This is a genomic window from Streptomyces sp. 351MFTsu5.1, from assembly GCF_000383655.1.
Taxonomy (GTDB): Bacteria; Actinomycetota; Actinomycetes; order Streptomycetales; family Streptomycetaceae; genus Streptomyces; species Streptomyces griseorubiginosus.
Genome location: NZ_KB911780.1, coordinates 185,933 through 210,078, shown reverse-complemented (window position 1 = coordinate 210,078; position 24,146 = coordinate 185,933). Strand labels below are relative to the sequence as shown.

Genomic DNA, 24,146 nt, shown 5'->3' with positions numbered 1-24,146 from the left:
CTGGTAGTCTGGGCAGCTGTGTCTCATGCCCTCTCAGCGCGAGGCACAATCCAAGAAATCACCTGGTGCGGGATCTGGATCTCCTCTGCCCTTCGTGGCTCGGAAACTCCCTGGCCCCGTGCCTGAACCTGTAGAGGCTCATTCGTGGCGAACATCAAGTCCCAGATCAAGCGGAACAAGACCAACGAGAAGGCCCGGCTGCGCAACAAGGCCGTCAAGTCCTCTCTGAAGACCGCGATCCGCAAGGCCCGCGAGGCCGCTGCCGCGGGTGACGTCGAGAAGGCCACCGAGTACCAGCGCGCTGCTGCGCGTGCGCTCGACAAGGCCGTCTCCAAGGGCGTCATCCACAAGAACCAGGCCGCCAACAAGAAGTCGGCGCTTGCTTCGAAGGTCGCGGCCCTCTAAGGCCTCCCTCTTCTGATCTGACGCCGGAAGGACCCGAGCGGGCCCTCTCTCATCCGCTCCCGACCGGCACCCAGGAGCCACGCGCGGCCTGCGTTCGCCACGCGGGCGTGGTCTCCGAAAGCCTGAACCGAGGCCCCGACGCCCTCGCCCTTCCCCAGGACGACGGCATCGGGGCCTTCGGTGTCAGTCGGCCCAGAACTCGTTGTTCTTGTCGATGTCCTCGACGCACTCGTCGAGGTCGGTGACCTTGTCCCCGACGATCCGGAACACGATGCATCCCGTGTCGTCCAGGCGCCGGCCCTTGCGCTCCGCGGTGACCCGGCACATCCCGACCGCGTGTCCGCGCCCGTCGACGGCGATCCCCAGCATCTCGAGCCGCATCGACCCGCCGGTCGCCGCTCCGAGCCGCTGGTACATGTCGATGATCGCGTCCTGGCCCTTGAAGTCCCCCGAGAGCGGGTGACTACCGGGCACATGGTGCGTGGCGTCGCTCGCGATCAACTCCCGCAGGGTGTCCATGTCCCCGCGACTGAACGCCTCGAACCCCTTGCGTACGAGCGCCGCGTGCGGATGCTCAGCCATGACGACCGCCACCTTTCCGTTGTCCGGCGATGTTCGGCTGACTAGTCCGATTCTCCTCGGAGTAGGACACGGGGGCCAGGCAGGCGCGGTCGTGACCACCTACCCAGGGGCGGGACTGTATCGATATGCGGCTCCGCCGCGTGGGCGCGACCAGCCACAACCAACCCGCACCCGCCGAACAACCTCACCGGCACCCCGAACCGCGATCCTCAGCCCCGCCCCCGCGACCGCGCCGCCCGGGCGATCGCCACCACCGCCTTCTCCAGGGCGTACTCGGGATCGTCCCCTCCGCCCTTCACCCCCGCGTCCGCCTCGGCCACGGCCCGCAACGCGAACGCCACCCCGTCCGGCGTCCACCCCCGCATCTGCTGCCGCACCCGGTCGATCTTCCACGGCGGCATCCCCAGCTCCCGGGCGAGATCGGCGGGCCGCCCGCCCCGCGCGGAGGACAGCTTCCCGATCGCCCGCACCCCCTGCGCCAACGCGCTGGTGATCATGACCGGTGCGACCCCGGTCGCGAGCGACCACCTGAGCGCCTCCAACGCCTCCGCGGCCCGCCCCTCCACGGCCCGGTCGGCGACGGTGAAGCTGGAGGCCTCGGCCCGCCCCGTGTAGTACCGCCCCACGACGGCCTCGTCGATCGTCCCCTCGACATCGGCGACGAGCTGCGACACCGCGGACGCGAGCTCCCGCAGATCGCTCCCGATGGCGTCGACCAGCGCCTGGCACGCCTCGGGCGTGGCGGACCGCCCGGTCGCCCGGAACTCCTGGCGCACGAAGGCCAGCCGGTCCGCCGGCTTGGTCATCTTGGGACAGGCGACCTCCCGCGCCCCCGCCTTGCGCGCGGCGTCGAGCAGCCCCTTGCCCTTCGCCCCGCCGGCGTGCAGCAGCACCAGGGTGATCTCCTCGGCGGGCGCGCCGAGATACGCCTTCACGTCCTTGACCGTGTCGGCCGACAGGTCCTGCGCGTTGCGCACGACCACGACCTTGCGCTCTGCGAACAGCGACGGACTGGTCAGCTCGGCGAGGGTCCCCGGCTGCAACTGCTCCGAAGCCAGGTCCCGTACGTCGGTGTCGGCGTCAGCGGCCCGAGCCGCGGCGACCACCTCCTGCACAGCCCGGTCCAGCAGCAGCTCCTCCTGCCCCACGGCAAGGGTCACAGGAGCGAGCAGGTCGTCATCAGCACTCTTCTTGGCCATCGCGTACAGCATGGCACGCGCCACTGACAGCACGGCAGCGGCAGAGGGACCGCCGGTGCGCCAGCGGAACCCGCTCCTGCCCGACCCCGGCACCGCACGGCACGGCACGGCACGGCACGGCGGCGTACCGCACCGGCCACGGGCCTACGGCTCCTCCCGCCACCCCTCCCACTCCCCCGCGAACGCGTCCAGCTCCCCCGGATCCAGTCGCCCCGCCTCGTCGCGGAGCACGACCAGCCACTGCGCGTCCTCCGCGTCGTCCTCCCCCGCCAGCGCGTCCCGGACGACCTGCGGCTCCTCGGCCACCGCGAACCGCTCCCGCAGCGCCTCGACGACCTCCTCCGCGGCATCCCGGTCAGGCAGCACCAGCACATGTCTCACATCGCTCACGGAACCATTTTCCAGGTCACCGCCGCCGCCCCAGCCCACCCCCCCACCTGCCGCTATCCGACCCGGCCGGGGTGCCGTACCAGCGGCACCCGGTCCAGCGCGATGCCGAACCTCTCCCGGTACACCTCCAGCACCTCCTCGTCCGTCCCCAACTCCCGCTCCTCGCGCGCCCCGTCCGCCCCCGTCACCTTGAGGACCCGCCCGCTGAGCGTGATCCGGCCGCCGTCCTGCGTCACCCGCGAACACACCAGGGACTGTGTGAAGTGCGAGGCCGGCGAGGTGCTGTGCCACCACGCCCCGGCCACGAAGTCCCCGAGCACCCGTGGCCGCATCTCCAGCCGGTACTGGCTCCTGCCGCCCACCACGACATCCAGATCCGCGGCCTCACCCCCGCCCTTGGCCACCGCCCCGTCCCCGCCCCGCACTCCCGCCGCGTCGGGCCCCGCCTCCACGATCCGGAGGGTGCCGCCGGGGTCCTCCTGCTCGTCCCGCGCTCCGAACGCCAGCGGATAGTGACTGTGCGCCCCGAACCCGACGTCGGCCAGCCACTCTCCCCCGTCCACGCTCCGCACCCGCAGCGCCAGATGGTCGTACGGGATCCCGAGCCGCCCCTCGTCGCCGTAGACCCGCCCCGCGAGCAGCGTCACATCGAAACCGAGCGCGGCCAGCAAGCCCGCGAACGCCCCGTTCAGTTCGTAGCAGAAACCCCCTCTGCCGGCGCCCACCACCTTCTCCACCAGCCGCTCCTCCTCCAGCACGATCTCCTCGCCGAGGTGGACCGACAGGTTCTCGAAGGGCACGGTCTGGAGATGCCGCAGATGCAGCTCGCGCAGGACCTCCACCGTGGGCCATGCCGGGTGCTGGACTCCCAGGCGGCGGAGATAGGCGTCAACCTGTGTGGGATGCATGCCCTCAGTCTCGCGCCACCCACAGCTCCCCACCGCGAGCACCACGGCCTCCTCCCCGCTCGATGTTTCCGCCCGCGCTGCCTCCGGCACCCTCAGCCCCACTCCCCGCGCCCCCTTCACCATGGCCGCCGCGGTCGCCGCGGTCGCCGCGGTCGCCGCGGTCGCCACCGGACCCGACGACGGCCAACGCCCCGTCCCGGTCCGTCCGCAGCACCACCGCGCCCCCGGCCCGCAGCGCGGCGACCGTACGGGGCGCCGGATGACCGTAGGAGTTGTCGGCCCCGACCGAGATCAGCGCCAGCCGCGGGGCGGCCCGGCGTATCAGTTCCGGGTCCTGGTAGGCCGAACCATGGTGAGCGACCTTGAGCACGTCCACCCCCGCCAGCCGCGCCCCCGCCGGTGACCTCAACAGCTCCTGCTGCGCCGGGGGTTCGAGGTCCCCGAGCAGGAGGAAGCGCAGCCCTGCCGAACGGACGAGCATCGTGACGCTGGCGTCGTTGGGCCCGTCCGCCGCCACTGCCGCCGGGCCCGCGGGCGGCCACAGGACCTCCCAGGTCAGCGGCCCCGTACGCCGCCCTTCCCCGGCCGCCGCCCGCGTCACCGGGATCCGCCGGGCCGCCGCCTGCCGTCGTACGAACTCGGCCTGGTCCAGCGGTTCCTCGAACCCCGTCGTCTCGATCGCTCCCACCGACCGCCCCCGCAGCACCCCGGGCAGACCCGCCACGTGGTCGGCGTGGAAGTGGGTCAGGACCACGAGGGGCACCCTGGTGACGCCGAGGGTGCGGAGGCAGTCGTCCACCAGCGCCGGATCGGGCCCGGCGTCCACGACCACACCCGTGCCCTCACCCGCCGCCAGCACCACCGCGTCCCCCTGGCCCACATCGCACATCGCCATCCACCACCCCGGCGGCGGCCATCCCGTGACCACCCTGGTCAGCGGCGGCGGCTGCACCACCGCCAGTGCGAACAGCAGCGCGCACACCGCGCACCACCAGGGGTGTCCGAGCAGCCGTCGCCCGACGAGCAGCACGACTACGGTGGCGACGGCGAGGAGCCCGGCCCCCGCCCAGCTGCCCGGCCAGTCCACACCCCCGCCGGGCAGCGACGCCCCGGTGCGGGCGACCTCCGCGATCCATCCGGTGGGCCAACTCGCACACCAGGCAAGGCCTTTGGCCACCGGCAGCGCCAGGGGTGCCGTCGCCAGCGCCGCGAAGCCGAGGACCGTCGCCGGCGCGACCGCGAACTCCACGAGCAGATTGCACGGCACCGCGACCAGGCTCACCCGCGCCGACAGAACGGCGACCACCGGAGCGCACAAGGCCTGGGCGGCGGCCGCCGCCGCCAACGCCTCCGCCAGCCGGGGCGGCACCCGGCGCCGCCGCAGCGCCAGGCTCCAGCGCGGCGCCAGCGTCAGCAGGGCCCCGGTGGCCAGGACGGAGAGCAGGAACCCGTAACTGCGGGCCAGCCACGGGTCGTACAGCACCAGCAGCAGGACGGCCGTGGCCAGCGCCGGGATCAGTGATCTGCGGCGACCGGTCGCGAGGGCGAGCAACGCGACCGCCCCGCAGGCCGCGGCCCGCAGCACACTGGGGTCAGGCCGGCACACGACGACGAACGCCAGCGTGAGCCCACCGCCGACCAGCGCGGTCGTCCGCAGCGACATCCCGAGCCGCGGTGCCAGTCCCCGTCGTTCGACGAGCTGGGCGAGCCCGGGCGGACCGATGAGCAGGACGAGCAGGATCGTGAGGTTGCTGCCGGAGACGGCGAGCGTGTGCGCGAGGTCGGTCTCCTTGAACGCCTCGTCCAGCTCCGGTGTGATCCGCGAGGTGTCCCCCACGACCAGTCCCGGCAACAGGGCCCGGGCATCCGCCGGCAGTCCGTCGGTGGCCTCCCGCAGCCCGGCCCGCAGCCGCCCCGCGAACCGCTGCGCCCCCGACGCCTGCCCCACGACCTCGGGTCCCGCCCGGTCCCGCACCCGCAGCACGGCCGCGACCCGGTCGCCCCCGACCAACGGCGGCACCACCCGGGCGACCACCCGCACGCGCGTGGTCGGCAGCAGTCCGAGCCAGGGTGACCGCGACAGCTCCCCCGCGGCCGACGTGAACCCCGCGTGCTGTGACCCCGACGCCACCCCACCGGCAGCGGGACGCCACGCCCCCTTCCCCGCCTGCGCACGCACATCGACGATCACGAGCACCGGCGTCCGGGTCGCCACGGCCCTCCCGCCCACCGTCTCCACCCGCCGCACGTCGGCCTCGACGACCACGGCGGTCGGTGCCGCGTGGTCCCCGGTGATCCGGGGCCGGGTCAGGCGGGGGTCGGCGGTCAGTTCGACCTCGGCGGTCACCGTGGCGTACCGGCGGGCCAGTTCCGGCACCGGTCCCCGTCGCAGATCCGCCCCGTGCAGCCCCGCGGACACGGCGGCCGCCGCGACACAGAGCAGCACGGCGGCGACCGGGACCCTGCCCCTTGCGCCGATGCCCCGCAACCGTCGCCACCGACCCGACAACAGCGCGCAGGCGACGACGAGACACCCGGCCGCGAGCCCGGTGACCCACCCCGCAGGCATCCCGAGGGCCACCGCGGCCGTCACCCACGCCGCCAGCGCCGCGGGGACCAGTCGCAGATCCGTGGGGCCCTCCTGCCGGGGATGCGCGTCGCCGAGCCGTTTCCCGGAGGCGGCGTGCACAGCGGACCGTCCACGCCGTCCGGCTCCGGCAGGCCTGCGTGCCCCGCCCGGCCTGCGTGCCTCGCCCTCGTCCCCTCGCGGGACCTCCGAGCCGTGCCTCATGGCCGTACGAGATTCCGCAGGTCGGCGAAGCGGCGGTCGCCGATGCCGTTGACCTCGCGCAGCTCGTCCACCGAGCGGAAGCCGCCGTGCTGGGTGCGGTAGTCGAGGATGTGCTGGGCCAGCACGGGCCCGACACCGGGCAGGGTGTCGAGCTGGTCCACGGTGGCCGTGTTCAGGGAGACGGGAGCCGCCGCACCGGCCGGGCCGCCACCGGGAGCGGCCGGAGCACCGTTGGCTGGTACGCCTCCTGCGCCGGGCGCGGGAGCCGGGCCGCCGACCACGACCTGCTCGCCGTCCACCAGGAACCGCGCGCGGTTGAGGGCGTCCGTGTCGGTGCCCGGCCGCACACCGCCGGCCGCCTTCAGCGCGTCGGCCACCCTGGATCCGGCCGGCAACCGGTGGACGCCGGGTTCACGGACCTTGCCGCTGACGTCCACGACGATCTCGGCGCCCGCCGCGCCCTGGGTGTTGGGCATCCCGCCCGGGACCGCCGACCGGGTCTCCCCACCCCGACCGCCGCCCTCGCCCGCGCCGCCCTCGGCCGACCCGCCCTCCCCGAACGGTGCCGCCGCCCGGACGACTTCGGGCGCCTGGACCGACTGCGTTCGGCCGGTCCAGAAGTGCTGCACGGCGAACACCGCGGCCACGACCAGCAGTACGGAGAGGGCTACTACGTTCCGCCGCTCCAGCCCGTACCGCGCCTGCAACCACACCGGCAACCGCTCCCGCAGAGCCATCCCGGCCCGCTCCCGCCAGTCACCGCCCCCGACGGAACCATCACGCCGAGCCTCGTACCCGTCCCCGGAACCAGCCCCGTCGATCGGCAAACCGGAACCCGCCCCACCGATCGCCGAACCGGAACCGCCCCCGACGAGATCGACGGCACCGACATCCGGCACCTCCCCGGCCAAGTCCCGCCCACCCGTCGGCGGCCCCTTGCCCGAGTCCCTCCGGGCGCCCACCCGTTCGGCGAACAACACCTCCGCCCGGCGCTGGAGTTCGTCCGCCGAGGCGGCCTGCCGATGCCGGGACCGGCCGCCTCCCGCGCCTCGGGGAGCGGGCGGCCGGCGATGCCTCGCGCGTCCGTCGGAGTGGGGGCCGCGGCCCGGTCCGCTGGTTGCCGTCGCTGTACGTGAACGTGATCGAAGTGCCATGCGCCGAGGATCGACCAGACCCGCACTCTCGCGATGATCTTGGTCAATTCCCGTGGACTACCCACCGGTTGTGGACAACTCCGCCACCCGCACGAGTGAACCGCCCTCACGCCCGGCCCACATGTCTCCAGCGCCTCAGGCCGTACTGCCCCGTCACCGAGCCGAGACCACAACCCCCAACAACCCAGGCCCCGTATGCGCCCCGATCACCGCACCGACCTCGCTCACATGCAGATCGGCCAGCCCCGTCACCCGTGCCCGCAGGCGGTCCGCGAGGGCGGATGCCCGGTCGGGGGCGGAGAGATGGTGCACCGCGATGTCGACCGGCGCGCTGCCGGCCCGGTCCGCCGCGATCTCCTCCAGGCGGGCGATGGCCCTCGACGCCGTCCGCACCTTCTCCAGGGGCTCGATCCGGCCGCCGTCGAGCTTCAGCAGCGGCTTCACCGCGAGCGCGGAGCCGAGGAGGGCCTGCGCGGCCCCGATCCGGCCCCCGCGGCGCAGATAGTCGAGGGTGTCGACGTAGAAGTAGGCGGCCGTGCCCGCGGCCCGTTTCTCCGCGGCCGTGACCGCCTCGTCCACCGTGCCGCCCGTCTCGGCGGCCTCGGCGGCGGCGACCGCGCAGAATCCGAGGGCCATGGCGATCATGCCGGTGTCGACCACGCGCACCGGCACCGGTGCCTCACGCGCCGCCACGACCGCCGCGTCGTAGGTGCCGGAGAGCTCGGCCGACAGATGCAGCGACACGATCCCGGTCGCGCCGGACTCGGCGACCTTGCGGTAGTGCTCGGCGAAGGCCTGGGGGCTGGGCCGTGAGGTGGTGACGGGGCGTCGCTTCTGGAGCGCCTGGGCCAGCGAACGGGCCGTGATCTCGGTGCCCTCTTCCAGGGCGCGGTCACCGAGGACCACGGTCAGGGGGACCGCTGTGATGCCGTGCCGCTCCATCGTCCCCTGCGGCAGGTAGGCCGTTGAATCCGTGACGATCGCGACATGGCGGGACATGAGCTGGAGGTTACCTGCCGTAGCGTGCGGGCGGCAGCCCGGCCCCTGTCGCCCGGGGCTGCCGTGGCAGGTTCGGGGCGGGTGCCGGGCCGGGCGTCAAGTCGTGCTCTCCGGACGGGGTTTCTTCTGCCAGGGGTAGGTCGGGCGGACGCCGGGCGGGGTGATCGCGGGCCGCGTCGGTTCCTCGGCGGTGCGGGAGCGGGGCGTCTCGGGCCAGGTCTGCTGATCGGTGCCGCCGTCCGCCGCGGGGGCCTCGGGCCACGGCGGCGGAGTCGCGGTCGGCTCCGTCTTCGTCCAGTGCCGCAGGGCGCCTGACTCCACGTCGATCTGCGCGCTCAGGGTGTCCAGGTCGTCCTCGGCGAACCGGCGGGCGCGGTCACGGGCCGCCCAGCGCAGGGAGTCGGCCGACTGTGTGATGCGCTCGGTGCGCTCCCGCAGGCCGGGCAGGCGCTCGGCGAGCTTCGCCCGGTCGGGCTCGGACTCCAGGCGCTTGAGCTCGCCGTCCAGTTCGTGGCCGTGGGCGCTGAGGCGCTGGAAGAGGCTCATCGACTCCTTGAGGGACTGGTCCTCGGGGGCGCCCGCGTGCAGCGCGTCCTGGGTGGCGCGCATCGAGGTGCGCAGCTTGAGCCGCAGCTGGGCCAGTTCGCCCGCCGGGCCGAGCTGGGCGAAGGACTTGGCGCGCAGGGTGTGGTCCTCGACCGTGCGCCGGGCCTGGGTGAGGGTGCGGTCCACGCCTCGCTTGGCGGCGCCGACCACCTTCACTGTCGCGTACACGCCGAGCACCACGAAGAGCACGAAGAGCAGGGCCACGATCGCGATCACTGCTTCCACGTCTCTCCTCCTCCGACCGGCACGGCACGCGCCGCGCCGCTCTTCCAAGGTAAACGCAACGGGCAGGCCCGGAGTTCCGGAGGAACCCCGAACCTGCCCGCACGGCACCCCTAGGGGACACGGACCCCGCCCGGCACATCAGGCCGGACGAACCCTGCATCGAGCCTTACGCCGGAACGATGTTCACCAGCTTCGGCGCCCGCACGATCACCTTGCGGATGTCCGCCCCGTCCAGCGCCGCCACGACCTTCTCGTCGGCCAGCGCCACCTTCTCCAGTTCCTCGTCGGAGATGGCCGGCGAGACCTCCAGGCGGGCCTTGACCTTGCCCTTGACCTGGACCACGCAGGTCACGGTCTCGTCCACGACGTAGGCGGGGTCGGCGACCGGGAAGTCCTGGTGGACGACCGAGGCGGTGTGGCCCAGCCTGCGCCACAGCTCCTCGGCGATGTGCGGGGCCAGCGGCGTGACCAGCAGCACCAGCGCCTCGGCGACCTGGCGCGACACCGGACCGCCCGCCTTGGTCAGGTGGTTGTTCAGCTCGGTGACCTTGGCGATGGCGGTGTTGAAGCGCAGGCCCTCCAGGTCGTGCCGGACGCCGTCGATCGCCTTGTGCAGGGCACGCAGCGTGGCCTCGTCGGGCTCGGCGTCCACGACGGTGACCTCGCCGGTCGTCTCGTCGACGACGTTGCGCCACAGCCGCTGCAGCAGCCGGTACTGGCCGACCACCGCGCGGGTGTCCCACGGCCGCGATACGTCCAGCGGGCCCATGGCCATCTCGTACAGGCGCAGGGTGTCGGCGCCGTACTCCTCGCAGATCGCCTCGGGAGTGACGGCGTTCTTCAGGGACTTGCCCATCTTGCCCAGCTCGCGCTTGACGGGCTCGCCCTGGAAGAAGAACTGCCCGTCCCGCTCCTCGATCTCGGCGGCCGGCACCGGGAAGCCCCGGCTGTCGCGGTAGACGAAGGCCTGGATCATGCCCTGGTTGAACAGCTTGTGGAACGGCTCGGGCGACGAGATGTGCCCCAGGTCGAACAGGACCTTGGACCAGAAGCGCGCGTACAGCAGGTGCAGCACGGCGTGCTCGGCGCCGCCGACGTACAGGTCGACACCGCCGTGCGGCTGACCCGCGCGCGGGCCCATCCAGTACCGCTCGATCTCGGGGTCGACCAGGGCGGAGTCGTTGTGCGGGTCCAGGTAGCGCAGTTCGTACCAGCAGGAACCGGCCCAGTTGGGCATGGTGTTGGTCTCACGGCGGTACGCGCGCGGGCCGCGTCCGTCGCCCAGGTCCAGGGTGACGTTCACCCAGTCCTCGTTGCGGGACAGCGGGGTCTCCGGGGAGGTGTCCGCGTCGTCCGGGTCGAAGGTGCGCGGCGAGTAGTCCTCGACCTCGGGCAGCTCCAGCGGCAGCATCGACTCGGGCAGCGAGTGGGCGATGCCGTCCTCGTCGTAGACGATCGGGAAGGGCTCTCCCCAGTAGCGCTGGCGGCTGAACAGCCAGTCGCGCAGGCGGAAGTTGACGGTGCCCTCGCCGACGCCCTCGCTCTCCAGCCACTCGGTGATGCGCGCCTTGGCCTCGACGACGCCCAGGCCGTCCAGGGAGACGCCCTTGCCGGCGGAGTTGACGATCTTCGCGTCGTAGGAGACGAAGGCGTCCTCCCACGTGGAGGTGTCGGTGCCGCGGCCGTCGGTCGGCTCGACGACGCACACCACGGGCAGGTCGAAGGCGCGCGCGAACGCGAAGTCGCGGGAGTCGTGGCCGGGTACGGCCATGATCGCGCCGGTGCCGTAGCCCATCAGGACGTAGTCCGCGATGAAGACGGGGACCGGCTCGCCGTTGACCGGGTTGGTGGCGTACGAGCCGGTGAAGACGCCGGTCTTGTCCTTGGCCTCGGCCTGGCGCTCGACGTCGGACTTGGAGGCGGCCTGTGCGCGGTAGGCGGCGACGGCCTCGCCCGGGGTCGCGTGACCGCCGGTCCAGGCGTCGTGGGTGCCCTCCGGCCAGACGGCGGGCGTGAACTTCTCGACCAGCGGGTGCTCGGGCGCCAGCACCATGTAGGTCGCGCCGAACAGGGTGTCGGGGCGGGTGGTGAAGACGGTGATGTGCTCGCCGTCGATCGGGAAGTCGACGCGGGCGCCCTCGGAGCGGCCGATCCAGTTGCGCTGCTGCAGCTTGATGGCCTCGGGCCAGTCCAGCTCGTTCAGGTCGTCCAGCAGCCGGTCGGCGTACGCGGTGATCCGCATGTTCCACTGGCGCAGCTTGGCCTTGAAGACCGGGAAGTTGCCGCGCTCGGAGCGGCCGTCGGCGGTGACCTCCTCGTTGGCCAGCACGGTGCCCAGGCCCGGACACCAGTTGACCGGCGCTTCGGAGGCGTACGCCAGGCGGTACTCGCCCAGGACGTCGGCACGCTCGACGGCGGACAGGGCGTCCCAGGAGCGGCCGCCGGGAACCGCGCGCTCACCGGACTCGAACGCGGCGACCAGCTCGGAGATCGGGCGGGCCCGCTTCGCCTCGTCGTCGTACCAGGAGTTGAAGATCTGCAGGAAGATCCACTGGGTCCACTTGTAGTAGTCCGGGTCGATCGTGGCGAACGACCGGCGCTTGTCGTGGCCCAGGCCCAGCCGGCGCAGCTGGGACTTCATGTTGTTGATCGCGGCCTCGGTGGTGATCCGCGGGTGCTCGCCGGTCTGGACGGCGTGCTGCTCGGCGGGCAGGCCGAAGGCGTCGAAGCCCAGGGTGTGCAGGACGTTGTGGCCCGTCATGCGCTGGAAGCGGGCGTAGACGTCGGTGGCGATGTAGCCCAGGGGGTGGCCGACGTGCAGGCCCGCACCGGACGGGTACGGGAACATGTCCATGATGAACTTCTTGGGCCGGGCGACGACCTCCGGGTCGCCCGCCAGGTCGCCCTTGGGGTTCGGCGCCGCGTAGGTGCCGTCGGCGTCCCAGATGTCCTGCCAGCGTGCCTCGATCTCGGCCGCGACGGCGGCCGTGTAGCGGTGCGGCGCGGCCACCTCGGCGGGGGCAGCGGGGTTCGTCTCGCTCATGTCCTCAAAGCTCCATCGATCGTCTCTGCCAGCGGCTGTGTCGTCCGGAAACGAAAAATCCCCTCGCACAGGAGGGGAGGCCGCGCCGATTCCGACCACGTCTTCACCGGTGGTCGGGACTGATCAGCGCGGCTCGCTAAGCAGAAGGCGTACGGCACGCATGGCGTTAGGGTACCGCAGCCGTTGAGCAAGCCGCGACGAGCTTACGTATGCCTCTTTGGCACCGGGTGCCGCACTCGCCGCCGCAGTCGAGCCGCACCGTATCCACCCGAGAGGAACTGGAGCAAGGCCAGAGGTTACTTCGCGTAACAGCCGCTAAGGGGCGTCACGACGGCCCCGCGACCGTTTGATAACAACGCAATAACTCAAACGCCGTACCCATCGGTATGGCGCCACTTAGAGTGCGGCAGCGGGACCGCCTTCCCGAACCGCTCGGAGTTGCCCCCATGAACCCTCGTAGTAGCAACAGCACGCTCCCCAGGACGGGCCGGTCGGCCTATGGGGTGGCGACGGCCGTCTTCCTGCTGGCCATCCCTCTGGTCGTGGTGTACGGAGGCGTCTGGCTCCAGGACTTCCTCAACTTCGGAGCGGGCGTGGTGACGCTCGTCCTCCTGACCTGTTCCGTGATCTGGGGACTCGTCGCACAGGACCGGCTGATCCTCAACACCCGTCAGCGGATCGTCGCCCAGGGCGTGCACCGGATCACCGCCGTGGGCTCGATCTCGTTCCTCCTGCTGCACATCGGGATCAAACTCACCCTCGAACACACCACGTGGATCGCCGCGTTCATCCCCTTCGGCCTCGGCTTCAGCAGCAGCGGCGGCCTCATAGGACTCGGCACCCTGGCCGGCCAGCTCATGATCTTCGTGGGCATCACCGGAGCGCTGCGCAACCGGTTCGCCTCCCCGGCCCCGGTCGCGGCCCGCTGGCGGGCGATGCACATGCTGGCCTACCCCGCCTGGTGCGCCGGCCTGGTCCACGGCCTGTACGCGGGCCGCGCGGTCAAGGCCCCGATCTTCACCTACCTGTACGCGCTCTGCGTGCTCGGCGTCATCGTGGCACTCGCCCTGCGCGCGGCTCCCCGCCCCTTCAAGCGCAGGATCACCGACCGCGTCGCCGTACTCCTCGGCGCCGAGGAGCGCGGGGGCCGCGAGGAACTGGAGGCCTCCCGGGCCAGGCGGGCCGCGGAGACGGCCGCGCCGGGCCGCGAGAGCCGCGGCGAGGGCCGCAGGGGCGCCGAGTCCGGTGGCCGCCGCTCGGAGTCCGCCCTGCCCGGCTACGAGGGCCTGTCGCAGACCGGCTCCACCCCCGTCTACCAGACCCCGGCCCCCGAGCCCGCGGGCAGCGGGTTCGCCGCCGCCTACCGCGCCATGTCCCCCGGCGGGCAGCAGCCCTACGACACCGGCCAGACCGCGCGCATGGACATGCCCATGGACATGCAGGCCGCCACCGAGCCCATCGCGCGCGTGGACGGCGTCGGCAGCACCTCGGGCAACTGGCCGATCCCGTCCCCGCCGCCGGTCGGCGAGGCGCCCCCGTCCGCCTACGACCCCCTCCAGGACACGGGGTACAACATCCCCACCTATGGCGGCAATTCGGGCACGGCCAGCTATTTGACGGGTGATGTAGGCGACACCGGTGAGTCAAACACCATGTATGGCACGTACAACTCGAACGACACGTACAACAGCGGTCCCGCCACAGATCAGACGTCCGGCCAGTCGTACGGCTTCGACTCGCCGGGCTCGGGCGAACCTTGGAACACGCCTTCCGGAGGCTATAGGTGAACGAGGCCCTGCCCGACGTCCCGGAAGTCCGCGTGGTCGGGCTTCCCCAGCTCACGTCGGGCTTCGACCTTGTCGAACGACTTGACCTGCCCATGCACCTGAAGGTGCACGGGCCGCTCGAACCCATGGGCGGGGAGCAGCTCGCGAAGCTCTCCGAGGCCATCAACCTGAAGGGGCGCGGCGGTGCCGGCTTCCCCTTCCACAAGAAGCTGCGCTCGGTCGCCGAAGCGGCGATCAAGCGCGGCATCCGGCCGGTCGTCGTCGTCAACGGCAGTGAGGACGAACCAGCCTGCCGCAAGGACACGGTCCTCATCAACCGTGCCCCCCACCTCATCCTGGACGGCGCCCTCCTGGCCGCCGAGGCGCTGGGCGCCAGGACCCTCGTGATCGGGGTCACCCGGGAGTCGACCCAGCGCTCCATGGAGGCCGCCCTCGCCGAGCGCGGCCTCAGCAACGGCCGGCGATCGGCTCTCCGCGCGCGCGTGCAGCGCAATCCCGTCCGCATGGTCACCGGAGCGGCGGCCTCGCTGATCCGTTCCATCGACGGCGGCCCGGCCATCCCGCCCGGCCGCAAGGTCAGCGCCTCGCAGAACGGCGTCGGCGGCGCACCGACCCTGCTGTCCAACGCGGAGACCTTCGCGCAGCTGGCGATCGCCGCGCGCATCGGTCCGGAGCGGTACGGCAACACCGGTCTGTACGACGAGCCGGGCACCGTCATGCTCACGGTCTCCGGTGCCGTCGCGCGCCCCATGGTGATCGAGGTCCCGACGGGCGTACCGCTGCGCTACGTCCTGCAGTTGGCCGGCGCCCCGCCGGTCCCGCAGGGTGTGCTGACCGGCGGCTACCACGGCAAGTGGATCGACGCGGCGACCGTCAACGAGGCGATCGTCTCCCGCAACTCCCTGGACGCCGTGGGCGGGGCGCTCGGCGCCGGCGCGATCCTGCCGATCACTCAGGAGACCTGCCCGCTGGGCGAGTCGCTGCGGGTGGCGCAGTGGCTGGCCGAGGAGAGCGCGGGCCAGTGCGGGCCCTGCTACCTGGGTCTGCCGGCCGCCGCGCGCGGCATGGAGGACATCCTCAACGGCGGCGGCCCGGCCGCCCTGGAGGCGCTCAAGCAGGTCGCCAAGAACGTGAAGCGGCGCGGCGCGTGCTCGCACCCGGACGGCTCCGCGATGTTCCTGGAGTCGACCATCAAGGCGTTCACGGACGACCTGGCCGCCCATGTCCTCGGCAACGGCTGCGGACGGCCCGTGGAGGGCGTTCTGCCGCTCTTCGAGGGCGGAAAGATGCCGACGGGCATCCCGGGCGGCGGCGAGGTCGAGGAGAACGGCCCCAGCCGTCAGAAGATCTACGTCGACTGGACGCTGTGCCGGGGCCACGGCCTGTGCGCCGACATCCTCCCCGAGGTCTTCGAACTCGGCGCCGACGGCTTCCCGACCGTCGCCCAGGCGCAAGTGCCGCGCTACGCCGAGGCGAAGGCGCTGCGTGCGGTGCGTCGCTGCCCCGCGCTGGCCCTGCGCCTGGAGGAGGAGTCGCCGCGCGACAAGGGCCCCGCCCGCAACCTCCCGGTCCTCTCCCAGGGCCGTGGGCGGCGAGCGCTGGGCCGCTGAGCCGACGTCACGAAGGGGCCGCCCGGGATTCGGGCGGCCCCTTCGTCGTAACTGGCCCTGGAAACAAGAAGATCCCGCCGGATCGAGATGATCCGGCGGGATCTTTCTGTGGAGCTAAGGAGATTTGAACTCCTGACCCCCTGCATGCCATGCAGGTGCTCTACCAACTGAGCTATAGCCCCTTGCTTGGTGTTCCGCCCGGTTTCCCCGGCGGCGGAGCCAACATTACACGGTCTCCGGGGTGGAACACCAAATCGTTTCCCGGCTCAGGCAGTGACGAACGAGTAGAACCGTTTGAGCGTGCAGTGCTCCTCGAGGAGACGGCCGTAGATCGGCTCACCCTCCAGTTCGCGGTACGTCTCGATGGGGTCGCCTTTTATGATCAGCGCCCGCGCGCATTCCTCGCACCAGTACTGGTAGTCGGGATTGAGCGGCTCCATGTCGCGCACGATCGGTGTCCCGCTGCCGCACCAGTCGCACTTTCGCCTGTGTGCACCCATCGATCAGCTCCAGCTGTGGCCGCAGGCCGTGCACACGTAGGAGACCCCGCCGTTGTCGCCGAGTACTTGCGCCACGTGGACGGAACCGCAGGAAGGGCAGATGAGGCGGACCGTCGTGTCCCTTGTCGACGCCGCTTCGTGGAGGTGGCCGACCTCCACGAGGATGCTCGCAGGCATCACTGCTCCCTCCCGTCGGGCCGCGCCCCCTTCCGGCCGTTTGATTCTGCCACGGCCGGACCAATACGGTCAGCGACGCCTGAGTACCAGTCCGGACACGGGACCCGTCCCGACGGGTCCCGGCCGGCGCGAACGTGCACGCCAACAGCGCCTTCGCAGAGGTATACGCCTCAGAGGGGCCCAGTGACTCAAGTCGGTGGAGAAAGAGTGTGCCGAAGCACGCACCGGGCCAGGTGATCACGTACCGGGCCGGCCGCGACGCCCAGCGGCGGAGGAGGATCAAGCAGGACAGAGCACAGAAAATCCCGCCTCCGGAAGGAGACGGGATCCTCGTCACGATCTTCGACAACTCGACCGAGTGCCGATCTGTGGAGCTAAGGAGAATTGAACTCCTGACCTCCTGCATGCCATGCAGGCGCTCTACCAACTGAGCTATAGCCCCTTGCGTTCTTCCCGCTCGGCGGGCGAACAAGAAGAACTCTAGCCTGCGACCTGCCGGAAAGTGAAATCCGGGTCCGTGCCTGGTGGGCGCCGGTTCCGCCGCCGTTCAGTCGTCGTCCCCGAGCACCGGCTCCGGGAGGGTGCCGGCGTTGTGCTCCAGGAGGCGCCAGCCGCGGGCGCCCTCGCCGAGGACGGACCAGCAGCAGTTGGAGAGGCCGCCGAGGCTCTCCCAGTGCCGGGGCTCCAGACCGAGCAGCCGTCCGATGGTGGTGCGGATCGTGCCGCCGTGGCTGACCACCACGAGGGTGCCGTTCTCGGGAAGCTTGTCGGCGTGCCGGAGCACCACGGGAGCGGCGCGGTCGGCGACCTCGGTCTCCAGTTCCCCGCCGCCGCGGCGGACCGGCTCACCGCGCTTCCACGCGGCGTACTCCTCGCCGTGCCGGGCGATGATCTCCTCGTGCGTGAGCCCCTGCCAGACGCCCGCGTAGGTCTCGCGCAGCCCCTCGTCGTGGGTTACGTCCAGGCCGGTGAGCGCGGCGAGCTCGGCGGCCGTGTTCGCGGCCCGCTGGAGGTCGGAGGCGACGATCGCGTCGGGCTGGAGCGAGGCGAGCAGCCGGGCGGCGCGGCGGGCCTGGCCGACGCCGGTCTCGGTGAGAGCGACGTCGGTGCTGCCCTGGAAGCGGCGCTCCACGTTCCAGGAGGTCTGGCCGTGCCGCCACAGGATGACGCGGCGGCCCCGGCCCCTGCGGCCGTCGGCAGCGGTCACCGCTGCTCCCCGAACTCGGCGTCGTCCTCCTCGGCCCGGAGCTTGGCGTGCTCCTCGCCCTTGCCGCGGGTCGCCTTGGCGTCGGCGGGCAGCTCCAGCTCGGGGCAGTCCTTCCAGAGCCGCTCCAGGGCGTAGAAGACCCGCTCCTCGCTGTGCTGGACGTGGACCACGATGTCCACGTAGTCGAGGAGGACCCAGCGGGCCTCGCGGTCGCCCTCACGGCGCACCGGCTTGGCGCCGAGCTCCTTGGAGAGCCGCTCCTCGATCTCGTCGACGATGGACTTGACCTGACGGTCGTTGGGCGCGGACGCCAGCAGGAAGGCGTCGGTGATCGAGAGGACGTCGCTGACGTCGTAGGCGATCACATCATGGGCGAGCTTGTCGGCGGCCGCCTGCGCGGCGGTGTGGACGAGCTCGAGGGAACGGTCAGTCGCGGTCACTACAAGGCTTTCGGTCGGCGGTCACTTGACCTCAAGGGTCTCACGGACCGCCGACGCCACCCCACGTGATTGTTCCGCTAGGACCCCGAGGACGGCTTGTAGTCCCGCCCGAGGATCACGGCGACGTCCGCGCTGGAGGAGACCGTGCCCTTGGTCACGGCGCCGGCGGGCAGGCCGAGGGTCTTGGCGACCTCGGCGGCGTTGGCCTTGTCGCCCGCGTCGGCGTAGACGACCTTGGAGGTGGTCTGCGTACCGGAGGGCGTGCCGCCGTCGAGGAAGGTGAAGCCGCCGTTGAGGAGGACGACCCGGGCCTTCTCGGTGTTGTCCTTGGTGCCGGTGGCGTTCTGGACGGAGACGCTCACGGCCGCGTCCTTGTCGGGGCTCTTCGCCTTGCCGCCGAGGACGTCCTTGACCACGCTCGCACTGGCCGCCGCGCTGAGGGTGCCGTCCTGCTGGACGGGGAGCAGCGTGGTCCGGTAGTCGCCGCCCTTGGCGAGGTCGGCGAGCTTGGCGAGGAAGGTGCCGAGGTCCTTGTCGGTCAGGGACGGGTCGAGGATCTGGGCCAGGGTCTGCACGGTGGTCGTCGCGGCCGTCGGATCGGAGGACAGCTTGCGCAGCACGCCCTGCATGACCTGCCCGAAGCGCTCCAGCTGGGCGTCCTGGGACTCGCCGGGAGCGCGGTAGGTGGCGTAGGCGACGGCCATCTTGCCGCTGAGGGTCTGGTCCTTCCCCTTGCTCACCAGGGGCGCCTGGCCCTTCTTCTTGGCGGCCGGGTCGGGCACGGCGGTGTTCGTGTCGAGGTCGATGTTGCCGACGAGGTCGACGAGGTTCTGGAGGTAGGGGGTGTCCAGGCGCCAGGTGCCCTCGATGTCGGTGCCGAGGACGGTGTCGAGGGCGTCGACGGTCCCCGAGGAGCCGTCGTCGTCGACGGACTTGGCCAGGGTGGTCGTGGTGCCGTCGTCGGCCGTGAGGTTGAGGGAGTTGGGGATCAGGACAGTGGTGCCCCGGTCGGTGGTGGTGTTGTCGACGAGCAGCGCGGTGGAGGTGCCGCCCTTCGCGGTGTTGTGCAGGTGGACGACGATCACGTCACGGTTCTGGGCGCTCGCCGCGATCGAGGTGCCCTTCTTGCTCTCCGGGTCCGAGAGTCCGGGCAGCTTCCCGGCGTACCAGAGCCAGCCGACACCGCCGACCGCGACCAGGGCGAGGACGACGACCAGGGCGACGAGCCGGCTGCGGGCCCGGCGCTTGGCCTCCTCGCGGCGCTCGGTGCGGTTCTCGGTGAAGTTGAGCCAGTCGATGACGTCCTCGGAGTCCCCGTCGGGCTCCTCCACGAAGGCGAACTGGGCGGTGTGGTACTGCCGTTCGTCGTCGTCACCGGCACCCGCTGCGGGACGGCCGGCCGGCGCGGTCTGCGGCGCCTGGCCGGTGGGGCCGCCCTGCTGGGGGATGTAGGCCGTCTGCTCGGTGACCCGCTGCTGCCGTCCGCTCGTGGCGGCCTGTCCGTAGGGGTCGTACGCCGTCCCCGGACCGGTGCCCTGCCCGGCCCCGCTCCCGTCGCCGTACGGGTCGTAGGACGGGGTCGGCGCCTGCTGACCGGTGTCGCCGGCGGCGTAGGGGTCGTACGGCGGGACCGGGTTCTGGGTGCCCGTGGCGTACGGGTCGTAGCCGTAGCCCTGCTGTGCGTACGGGTCGTACTGCTGCCGCGGAGCCTGTTGCTGCGGCTGGACCTGCTGGTACACCGGCCGGCCGTACTCGTCGTAGCCGACGAGTTCGTACTGGTTCTCGGGATCGCCGCCGTAACCAGCGTCGTATCGGTCGTTCACCGGTGCCCCTCTCGGCTCACTCGCCGCGGTACAGCTCGCGCTTGTCGATATAACGCACGACGCCGTCCGGCACCAGGTACCAGACGGGGTCGCCCTTGGCGACTCTCGCCCGGCAGTCGGTGGAGGAGATCGCCAGGGCCGGGACCTCGACGAGCGAGACCCCGCCCTCGGGCAGCCCGGGGTCGGCCAGGGTGTGGCCGGGCCGGGTGACCCCGATGAAGTGCGCGAGGGAGAACAGTTCCTCCACGTCCCGCCAGGTGAGGATCTGGCCGAGGGCGTCGGCGCCGGTGATGAAGAAGAGGTCGGTGTCGGCGTTGAGGGACTTCAGGTCGCGCAGCGTGTCCGTGGTGTAGGTGGGGCCGCCGCGGTCGATGTCGATCCGGCTGACCGAGAACTGGGGGTTCTCGGCGGTCGCGATGACCGTCATCAGATAACGGTCCTCGGCCGCGGACACCCTGCGGTGCGTCTTCTGCCACGGCTGGCCGGTCGGTACGAACACGACCTCGTCCAGGTGGAACTGCGCGGCGACCTCGCTGGCCGCCACGAGGTGTCCGTGGTGGATCGGGTCGAACGTTCCGCCCATGACCCCGAGGCGGCGCTTGCCGGGGTTCGAGGGGCCGTGGTCGCCCGGGCCGGTAGGCATGTCCTGCTCTCCCATGCGTGCAGACCCTACCGGCCCGACCTGAGGGCCCCGGACGGCACGGGCCCGGAGTGCCCCGTGACGGGCACGGAGTGCCTCAGCGGTCGCGGTTGAAACGGGTGGTGATCCACAGCAGGAGCAGCAGGATGATGAACGCGGCGCCGCCGGTCACCAGGGGGTCGAGGCTCTCGTGGTTGCCGCCGTGCTCCTCGCCCTCTGCGGCGAGGGTGACCAACTGGGCAGCGGTGCTGTGGAAGCTCATCTTCGGCAGACCTATCCGGTGGAGGAGGGACGGGACAACGACGTCGGCCCATGGTAAGCGGGCCCGGTGAGGCCGATCACGCCGACTCCACCATTGGGGAACCTTCGCTCCCGCTCACTCGTCCTTCCGCTTGTACCCCCGCAGCAGGAACCACGCGGTGAACGCACAGCCCACGAACATCACGACCAGGACGATCCGGAGCAGATTTCCGGCGCCTTGCTGCTCGGCGGCGCCGGCGGCCTCGGTGAGCCAGGCGGCTGGGGTGTGCTCCATGACGTGGACTCCTTCGCTGTACTGCCCGTCCACGCTATCTCCGCCTAGGCTGGGCTCTGCTTCGGGGGGCGCAAAGGGCCGCACAAGGGTCCGCAAAGGATCACCGCGGTCGAAGGGGCACGCCCTGAGACGGCACCGCCATAGACGCACATGGGGGAAGACATGTCCGACGACGGCCATCAGAACAACGGACACGAGCACGTACCGAGCAGGCAGCGCCGGCGCTTCCCGGGCATCTCCTCGCGTGCCTACGAGCACCCGGCCGACCGCTCCGCGCTGGTGGCGCTGCGCAAGCTGAGCGGTTTCGACACGGTGTTCAAGGCGCTCAGCGGTCTGCTTCCCGAGCGGAGCCTGCGGCTGCTGTTCCTGTCCGACTCGGTGCGCGTCTCCGACCAGCAGTTCGCGTACCTCAACGACATGCTGCGGGACGCCTGTTACATCCTGGACCTCGAGAAGGTCCCGCCGATGTACGTCACCCAGGACCCGCAGCCCAACGCGATGTGCATCGGCCTGGACGAGCCGATCATCGTGGTCACCACGGGTCTGGTCGACCTTCTCGACGAGGAGGAGATGCGGGCCGTCGTCGGCCACGAGGTGGGCCACGCCCTCTCCGGCCACTCGGTCTACCGGACCATCCTGCTGTTCCTGACCAGCCTCGCCCTGCGGGTGGCGTGGATCCCGCTGGGGAACCTCGCGATCATGGCGATCGTGACCGCGCTGCGGGAGTGGTTCCGCAAGTCGGAGCTGTCGGCGGACCGGGCGGGCCTGCTGGTCGGCCAGGACCTGCGGGCCTCGATGCGCGGCCTGATGAAGCTGGCCGGCGGCCACCACCTGCACGAGATGAACGTGGACGCGTTCCTGAAGCAGGCCGAGGAGTACGAGGCGGGCGGCGACCTGCGCGACTCGGTCCTGAAGATCCTCAACGTCCTGCCGCGCACGCATCCCTTCACCACGATCCGCGCGGCCGAGCTGAAGAAGTGGTCGGAGTCCCGCGACTACCAGCGGATCATGGACGGCCACTACCCGCGCCGCTCCGAGGACAAGGACACCTCGGTCTCCGACAGCTTCCGCGAGTCGGCGGCGAGCTACGCGAGCAATGTGAAGAACTCCAAGGACCCGTTGATGAAGCTGGTCAACGACATCGCGGGCGGGGCGGGCGACCTGGGCGGCAGGGTGCGCAGGGGCTTCGGCGGCTTCTCGAGCTCGGCCCCGCGGGACGGCGAGCCCCCGAGGGACACGCCGCGGGACGGCGAGGGCGGCTGAGACTGCGGCCTGGGCGCGGGGGGCTCACACCTTCGGCTGCGCACTGGTGGCCAGCGACCCGCAGAGGGCCGTGGCACTGCCGGTCGCATAGGGATCGGTCCCCGCGGGCCCGCCCGCCTTCGCGGTCTGTCCGGCCAGCAGCGGATGCAGCCGGTTCGTGGAGTCCTCCGCGCAGGACAGCGGCCCGGCCTGGACGTACGACACGACCAGCTGGGCCGTGTGCATCCGCAGGTCGTCCCGGTCGAACCGGAAGTGCAGCTCCCGCCGGACGGTGAACAGCGAGACCTCGCTCGATGCCGTCGGGACGGCGGACCGCAGCGCGTACACGAACGTGTGGTCCGCCGTGACCTCCAGCGTCGAGGAGTCGGTCTCGGCGGCCTGGAGGCTCCCCTGGACCCGGATCCGGGCGTCGGCCAGCCGCGCCTCGGCGGGGTCGAAGCGGACCAGCCAGCCGGTGGGTGCGTGCCGTCCGTCCGCCGCCGGGTGGGCGAAGCTCTGGTCGAACTGGTCGAGTTGGTCGGTGTCGAGCAGGACCCGTACGGCACGGACCTGGTGGCCGGCGAGGACGTCGGGGTCCAGCGAGGACCGCACGATGTAGTCCTTGGCGGTGGTCAGCGCGCTCACCACCTGGCTGTCGGAGAAGTGCTCGGTGCGGCGGGAGGCCGGCAGCGGGATGCCCTCGGCGCCGGCCCGGTACTGCGCGGCGGGGCTGTGCGCGTACAGGTACTCGGCGTCGGGGTGTCCCGGGACCCTGCCCGCGGGAGCCAGCGGGATGACGGTCATCCGCAGCGGCTCGACCGGCTGCCGGAGCGCGGAGCTCTGGTAGGGGTGCCGTACGCCCATGTAGATCGCCGTGCCGAAGGCGACGGCGATCAGCAGGACCAGGATCAGCACCTGCCGGGACAGGCCCCGCCTGAGGGGCGGGCGGCGGCGCACGGCGGGCGCGTGGTCGGCCATGCGCTCCTGCGCGGAGAACTCCTGGAGGCGGGCAGCACGAACGAACGACTCGTCGAACACGACGGATCGGTATTCGTCCTCTCCACCTGCCGGGCCGCCCTCGGGTGTCCCCTCAGGCGGGTCTCCTGGCGCTCCCATATCTTCAGAGTAGGTCTCGGGAAGCTCAGGTAAACGCCCTGCCGCACGACAACTTCTGACAGGTTCTCACCACGTCCGAAACAGATCGCTCAGGGTGTGCGCGGTACGGCGGACACGGCAGGCGGGGAGTAGTCCGCGGACGCCGAGGGCGTCACCGTGCTGCCCTGTTCCAGGCCGGTCGAGGCGGGGGGCGGTATCCGGTCGCGGCTGCCCGAGGAGGAGCCCCGGTAGACCGCGGTGAAGGCCAGCGCGACCATGCCGATGCCCATGACGAGGGCCAGCATCCAGGCGACCGGGCGGTGCCAGCGGACCTGTTTGCCGTAGGCGCCGGGGACGCCGTAGCGGCCTTCGAGGACCTCGGTGTCGTCCAGCTCGTCGAGCTCGGGATCATGGCCGAAACGGCCGGGTCCGTACCCGTCCTCGTACCGGTCGGCTCCGGGGTGCGCGCGGCGGGCCTCGGCCTCGGAGGCCTCCGCTCTCGCCTGGGCAGCGGCCAGGAGGCGCTCGACGGCGGTCGGCTCGTGCACCACGGCCGCCCGTACGAAGGCCTCGTCGAAGACCACGGAGGCGAACTCTTCGTCCGACACCCCGCGGTCGTGGTCGTCGTCGGGCTCCCAGCCGTCAGGGAACGGCGTACCCCCCACGTCCTCCGGCACGGATCCAGAGTAGACCTGGGGGGTCATTTTGGGCAGACGACAGGGAAATTCATCCGCCTGATGAGACACCCCGGCAGGGCACGGGAAAGGGGCCGGGGCGCCTGCCGGACG

At 71.6% G+C, this 24,146-nt stretch carries 23 protein-coding genes and 2 tRNA genes; 4 read left to right on the top strand and 21 right to left on the bottom strand.

The features are described from left to right. Positions 1–144: 144 nt before the first annotated feature. On the top strand, positions 145–405 hold the full coding sequence (gene rpsT / locus H295_RS0115405) for a 30S ribosomal protein S20 (protein ID WP_020136226.1): 261 nt from the start codon (positions 145–147) through the stop codon (positions 403–405). Positions 406–588: 183 nt separating this feature from the next. Here rpsT and H295_RS0115400 read toward each other — a convergent pair whose 3' ends face one another. From H295_RS0115400 to leuS, 9 genes are all read right to left on the bottom strand, one after another. Then, positions 589–987, bottom strand: a complete 399-nt coding sequence (locus H295_RS0115400) for a nuclear transport factor 2 family protein (protein WP_020136225.1) — start codon at positions 985–987, stop codon at positions 589–591. 209 nt (positions 988–1,196) lie between these two features. Beyond that, positions 1,197–2,186, bottom strand: a complete 990-nt coding sequence (gene holA, locus H295_RS0115395) for a DNA polymerase III subunit delta (protein WP_199788590.1) — start codon at positions 2,184–2,186, stop codon at positions 1,197–1,199. A gap of 144 nt (positions 2,187–2,330) precedes the next feature. Continuing rightward, entirely contained in the window at positions 2,331–2,576 is a 246-nt protein-coding gene (locus H295_RS0115390; RefSeq protein WP_078616656.1) for a hypothetical protein, read from the bottom strand. Between the two features lie 53 nt (positions 2,577–2,629). Then, entirely contained in the window at positions 2,630–3,484 is an 855-nt protein-coding gene (locus tag H295_RS0115385; protein WP_028809387.1) for an arylamine N-acetyltransferase family protein, read from the bottom strand. 4 nt (positions 3,485–3,488) lie between these two features. Further along, positions 3,489–6,173 carry a ComEC/Rec2 family competence protein gene (locus H295_RS43250; protein WP_020136221.1) on the bottom strand — a complete coding sequence of 895 codons (2,685 nt, stop codon included), beginning with the start codon at positions 6,171–6,173 and terminating at the stop codon, positions 3,489–3,491. Positions 6,174–6,271: 98 nt separating this feature from the next. Next, positions 6,272–7,429 carry a ComEA family DNA-binding protein gene (locus H295_RS0115375; RefSeq protein ID WP_028809386.1) on the bottom strand — a complete coding sequence of 386 codons (1,158 nt, stop codon included), beginning with the start codon at positions 7,427–7,429 and terminating at the stop codon, positions 6,272–6,274. A 153-nt stretch (positions 7,430–7,582) separates the two neighbouring features. Next, entirely contained in the window at positions 7,583–8,428 is an 846-nt protein-coding gene (locus H295_RS0115370) for a DegV family protein (RefSeq protein WP_020136219.1), read from the bottom strand. Positions 8,429–8,524: 96 nt separating this feature from the next. After that, entirely contained in the window at positions 8,525–9,259 is a 735-nt protein-coding gene (locus tag H295_RS0115365; RefSeq protein ID WP_028809385.1) for a hypothetical protein, read from the bottom strand. 166 nt (positions 9,260–9,425) lie between these two features. Then, complete coding sequence (gene leuS / locus H295_RS0115360; RefSeq protein ID WP_020136217.1) at positions 9,426–12,302, bottom strand: leucine--tRNA ligase; 2,877 nt, start codon at positions 12,300–12,302, stop codon at positions 9,426–9,428. Positions 12,303–12,748: 446 nt separating this feature from the next. On the opposite strand from leuS, the gene H295_RS0115355 reads away from it, so the two are divergent. Continuing rightward, complete coding sequence (locus H295_RS0115355; protein ID WP_234021614.1) at positions 12,749–14,089, top strand: cytochrome b/b6 domain-containing protein; 1,341 nt, start codon at positions 12,749–12,751, stop codon at positions 14,087–14,089. Further along, positions 14,086–15,699 carry an NADH-quinone oxidoreductase subunit NuoF family protein gene (locus H295_RS0115350; RefSeq protein ID WP_020136215.1) on the top strand — a complete coding sequence of 538 codons (1,614 nt, stop codon included), beginning with the start codon at positions 14,086–14,088 and terminating at the stop codon, positions 15,697–15,699. Before H295_RS0115355 ends, H295_RS0115350 begins: the two co-directional genes overlap by 4 nt. Before the next feature lie 109 nt (positions 15,700–15,808). Here the strand turns inward: H295_RS0115350 and H295_RS0115345 are convergent. The 10 genes from H295_RS0115345 to H295_RS47520 form a co-directional block, all read right to left on the bottom strand. Next, positions 15,809–15,881: transfer RNA gene (locus H295_RS0115345), tRNA-Ala, on the bottom strand. 84 nt (positions 15,882–15,965) lie between these two features. Beyond that, positions 15,966–16,199 (bottom strand): hypothetical protein, encoded by a 234-nt coding sequence (locus tag H295_RS0115340; protein WP_019523121.1) that lies wholly within the window; start codon positions 16,197–16,199, stop codon positions 15,966–15,968. 3 nt (positions 16,200–16,202) lie between these two features. Then, entirely contained in the window at positions 16,203–16,376 is a 174-nt protein-coding gene (locus tag H295_RS46700; RefSeq protein ID WP_020136213.1) for a hypothetical protein, read from the bottom strand. A 369-nt stretch (positions 16,377–16,745) separates the two neighbouring features. Then, positions 16,746–16,818, bottom strand: a tRNA-Ala gene (locus tag H295_RS0115330). Positions 16,819–16,923: 105 nt separating this feature from the next. Continuing rightward, positions 16,924–17,583, bottom strand: a complete 660-nt coding sequence (locus H295_RS0115325) for a histidine phosphatase family protein (RefSeq protein WP_020136212.1) — start codon at positions 17,581–17,583, stop codon at positions 16,924–16,926. After that, a complete protein-coding gene (gene rsfS / locus H295_RS0115320; RefSeq protein ID WP_020136211.1) occupies positions 17,580–18,023 on the bottom strand; it encodes a ribosome silencing factor in 444 nt (147 codons plus the stop codon). The genes H295_RS0115325 and rsfS overlap by 4 nt, the downstream gene beginning before the upstream one ends. 77 nt (positions 18,024–18,100) lie before the next feature. Then, positions 18,101–19,846: an LCP family protein gene (locus H295_RS0115315; protein ID WP_020136210.1), complete on the bottom strand. Its 1,746-nt coding sequence runs from the start codon at positions 19,844–19,846 to the stop codon at positions 18,101–18,103. A 16-nt stretch (positions 19,847–19,862) separates the two neighbouring features. Further along, complete coding sequence (gene nadD / locus H295_RS0115310; protein WP_028809384.1) at positions 19,863–20,504, bottom strand: nicotinate-nucleotide adenylyltransferase; 642 nt, start codon at positions 20,502–20,504, stop codon at positions 19,863–19,865. Between the two features lie 79 nt (positions 20,505–20,583). Next, positions 20,584–20,748: a hypothetical protein gene (locus H295_RS47525; protein WP_020136208.1), complete on the bottom strand. Its 165-nt coding sequence runs from the start codon at positions 20,746–20,748 to the stop codon at positions 20,584–20,586. A 114-nt stretch (positions 20,749–20,862) separates the two neighbouring features. Further along, positions 20,863–21,021, bottom strand: a complete 159-nt coding sequence (locus H295_RS47520) for a hypothetical protein (protein ID WP_020136207.1) — start codon at positions 21,019–21,021, stop codon at positions 20,863–20,865. 162 nt (positions 21,022–21,183) lie between these two features. Between H295_RS47520 and H295_RS0115295 the strand changes: the two genes are divergently transcribed. Then, complete coding sequence (locus H295_RS0115295) at positions 21,184–22,284, top strand: M48 family metallopeptidase (RefSeq protein WP_020136206.1); 1,101 nt, start codon at positions 21,184–21,186, stop codon at positions 22,282–22,284. A gap of 24 nt (positions 22,285–22,308) precedes the next feature. Here H295_RS0115295 and H295_RS0115290 read toward each other — a convergent pair whose 3' ends face one another. Further along, the gene (locus H295_RS0115290) at positions 22,309–23,379 is read right to left on the bottom strand and encodes a hypothetical protein (protein ID WP_028809382.1); all 1,071 of its coding nucleotides are present in this window, start codon (positions 23,377–23,379) and stop codon (positions 22,309–22,311) included. An 89-nt stretch (positions 23,380–23,468) separates the two neighbouring features. Then, the gene (locus H295_RS0115285) at positions 23,469–24,062 is read right to left on the bottom strand and encodes a hypothetical protein (RefSeq protein WP_020136204.1); all 594 of its coding nucleotides are present in this window, start codon (positions 24,060–24,062) and stop codon (positions 23,469–23,471) included. Positions 24,063–24,146: the final 84 nt, after the last annotated feature.

Excerpts from the sequence above, each read along its gene's own strand:
- H295_RS0115400 (WP_020136225.1), bottom strand. The coding sequence starts at position 987 with ATGGCTGAGCATCCGCACGCGGCGCTCGTACGCAAGGGGTTCGAGGCG.
- holA (WP_199788590.1), bottom strand. The coding sequence starts at position 2,186 with ATGGCCAAGAAGAGTGCTGATGACGACCTGCTCGCTCCTGTGACCCTT.
- H295_RS0115385 (WP_028809387.1), bottom strand. The coding sequence starts at position 3,484 with ATGCATCCCACACAGGTTGACGCCTATCTCCGCCGCCTGGGAGTCCAG.
- H295_RS0115375 (WP_028809386.1), bottom strand. The coding sequence starts at position 7,429 with ATGGCACTTCGATCACGTTCACGTACAGCGACGGCAACCAGCGGACCG.
- H295_RS0115370 (WP_020136219.1), bottom strand. The coding sequence starts at position 8,428 with ATGTCCCGCCATGTCGCGATCGTCACGGATTCAACGGCCTACCTGCCG.
- leuS (WP_020136217.1), bottom strand. The coding sequence starts at position 12,302 with ATGAGCGAGACGAACCCCGCTGCCCCCGCCGAGGTGGCCGCGCCGCAC.
- H295_RS0115355 (WP_234021614.1), top strand. The coding sequence starts at position 12,749 with ATGAACCCTCGTAGTAGCAACAGCACGCTCCCCAGGACGGGCCGGTCG.
- H295_RS0115340 (WP_019523121.1), bottom strand. The coding sequence starts at position 16,199 with ATGGGTGCACACAGGCGAAAGTGCGACTGGTGCGGCAGCGGGACACCG.
- H295_RS46700 (WP_020136213.1), bottom strand. The coding sequence starts at position 16,376 with ATGCCTGCGAGCATCCTCGTGGAGGTCGGCCACCTCCACGAAGCGGCG.
- nadD (WP_028809384.1), bottom strand. The coding sequence starts at position 20,504 with ATGGGAGAGCAGGACATGCCTACCGGCCCGGGCGACCACGGCCCCTCG.
- H295_RS47525 (WP_020136208.1), bottom strand. The coding sequence starts at position 20,748 with ATGAGCTTCCACAGCACCGCTGCCCAGTTGGTCACCCTCGCCGCAGAG.
- H295_RS47520 (WP_020136207.1), bottom strand. The coding sequence starts at position 21,021 with ATGGAGCACACCCCAGCCGCCTGGCTCACCGAGGCCGCCGGCGCCGCC.
- H295_RS0115295 (WP_020136206.1), top strand. The coding sequence starts at position 21,184 with ATGTCCGACGACGGCCATCAGAACAACGGACACGAGCACGTACCGAGC.
- H295_RS0115290 (WP_028809382.1), bottom strand. The coding sequence starts at position 23,379 with ATGGGAGCGCCAGGAGACCCGCCTGAGGGGACACCCGAGGGCGGCCCG.
- H295_RS0115285 (WP_020136204.1), bottom strand. The coding sequence starts at position 24,062 with ATGACCCCCCAGGTCTACTCTGGATCCGTGCCGGAGGACGTGGGGGGT.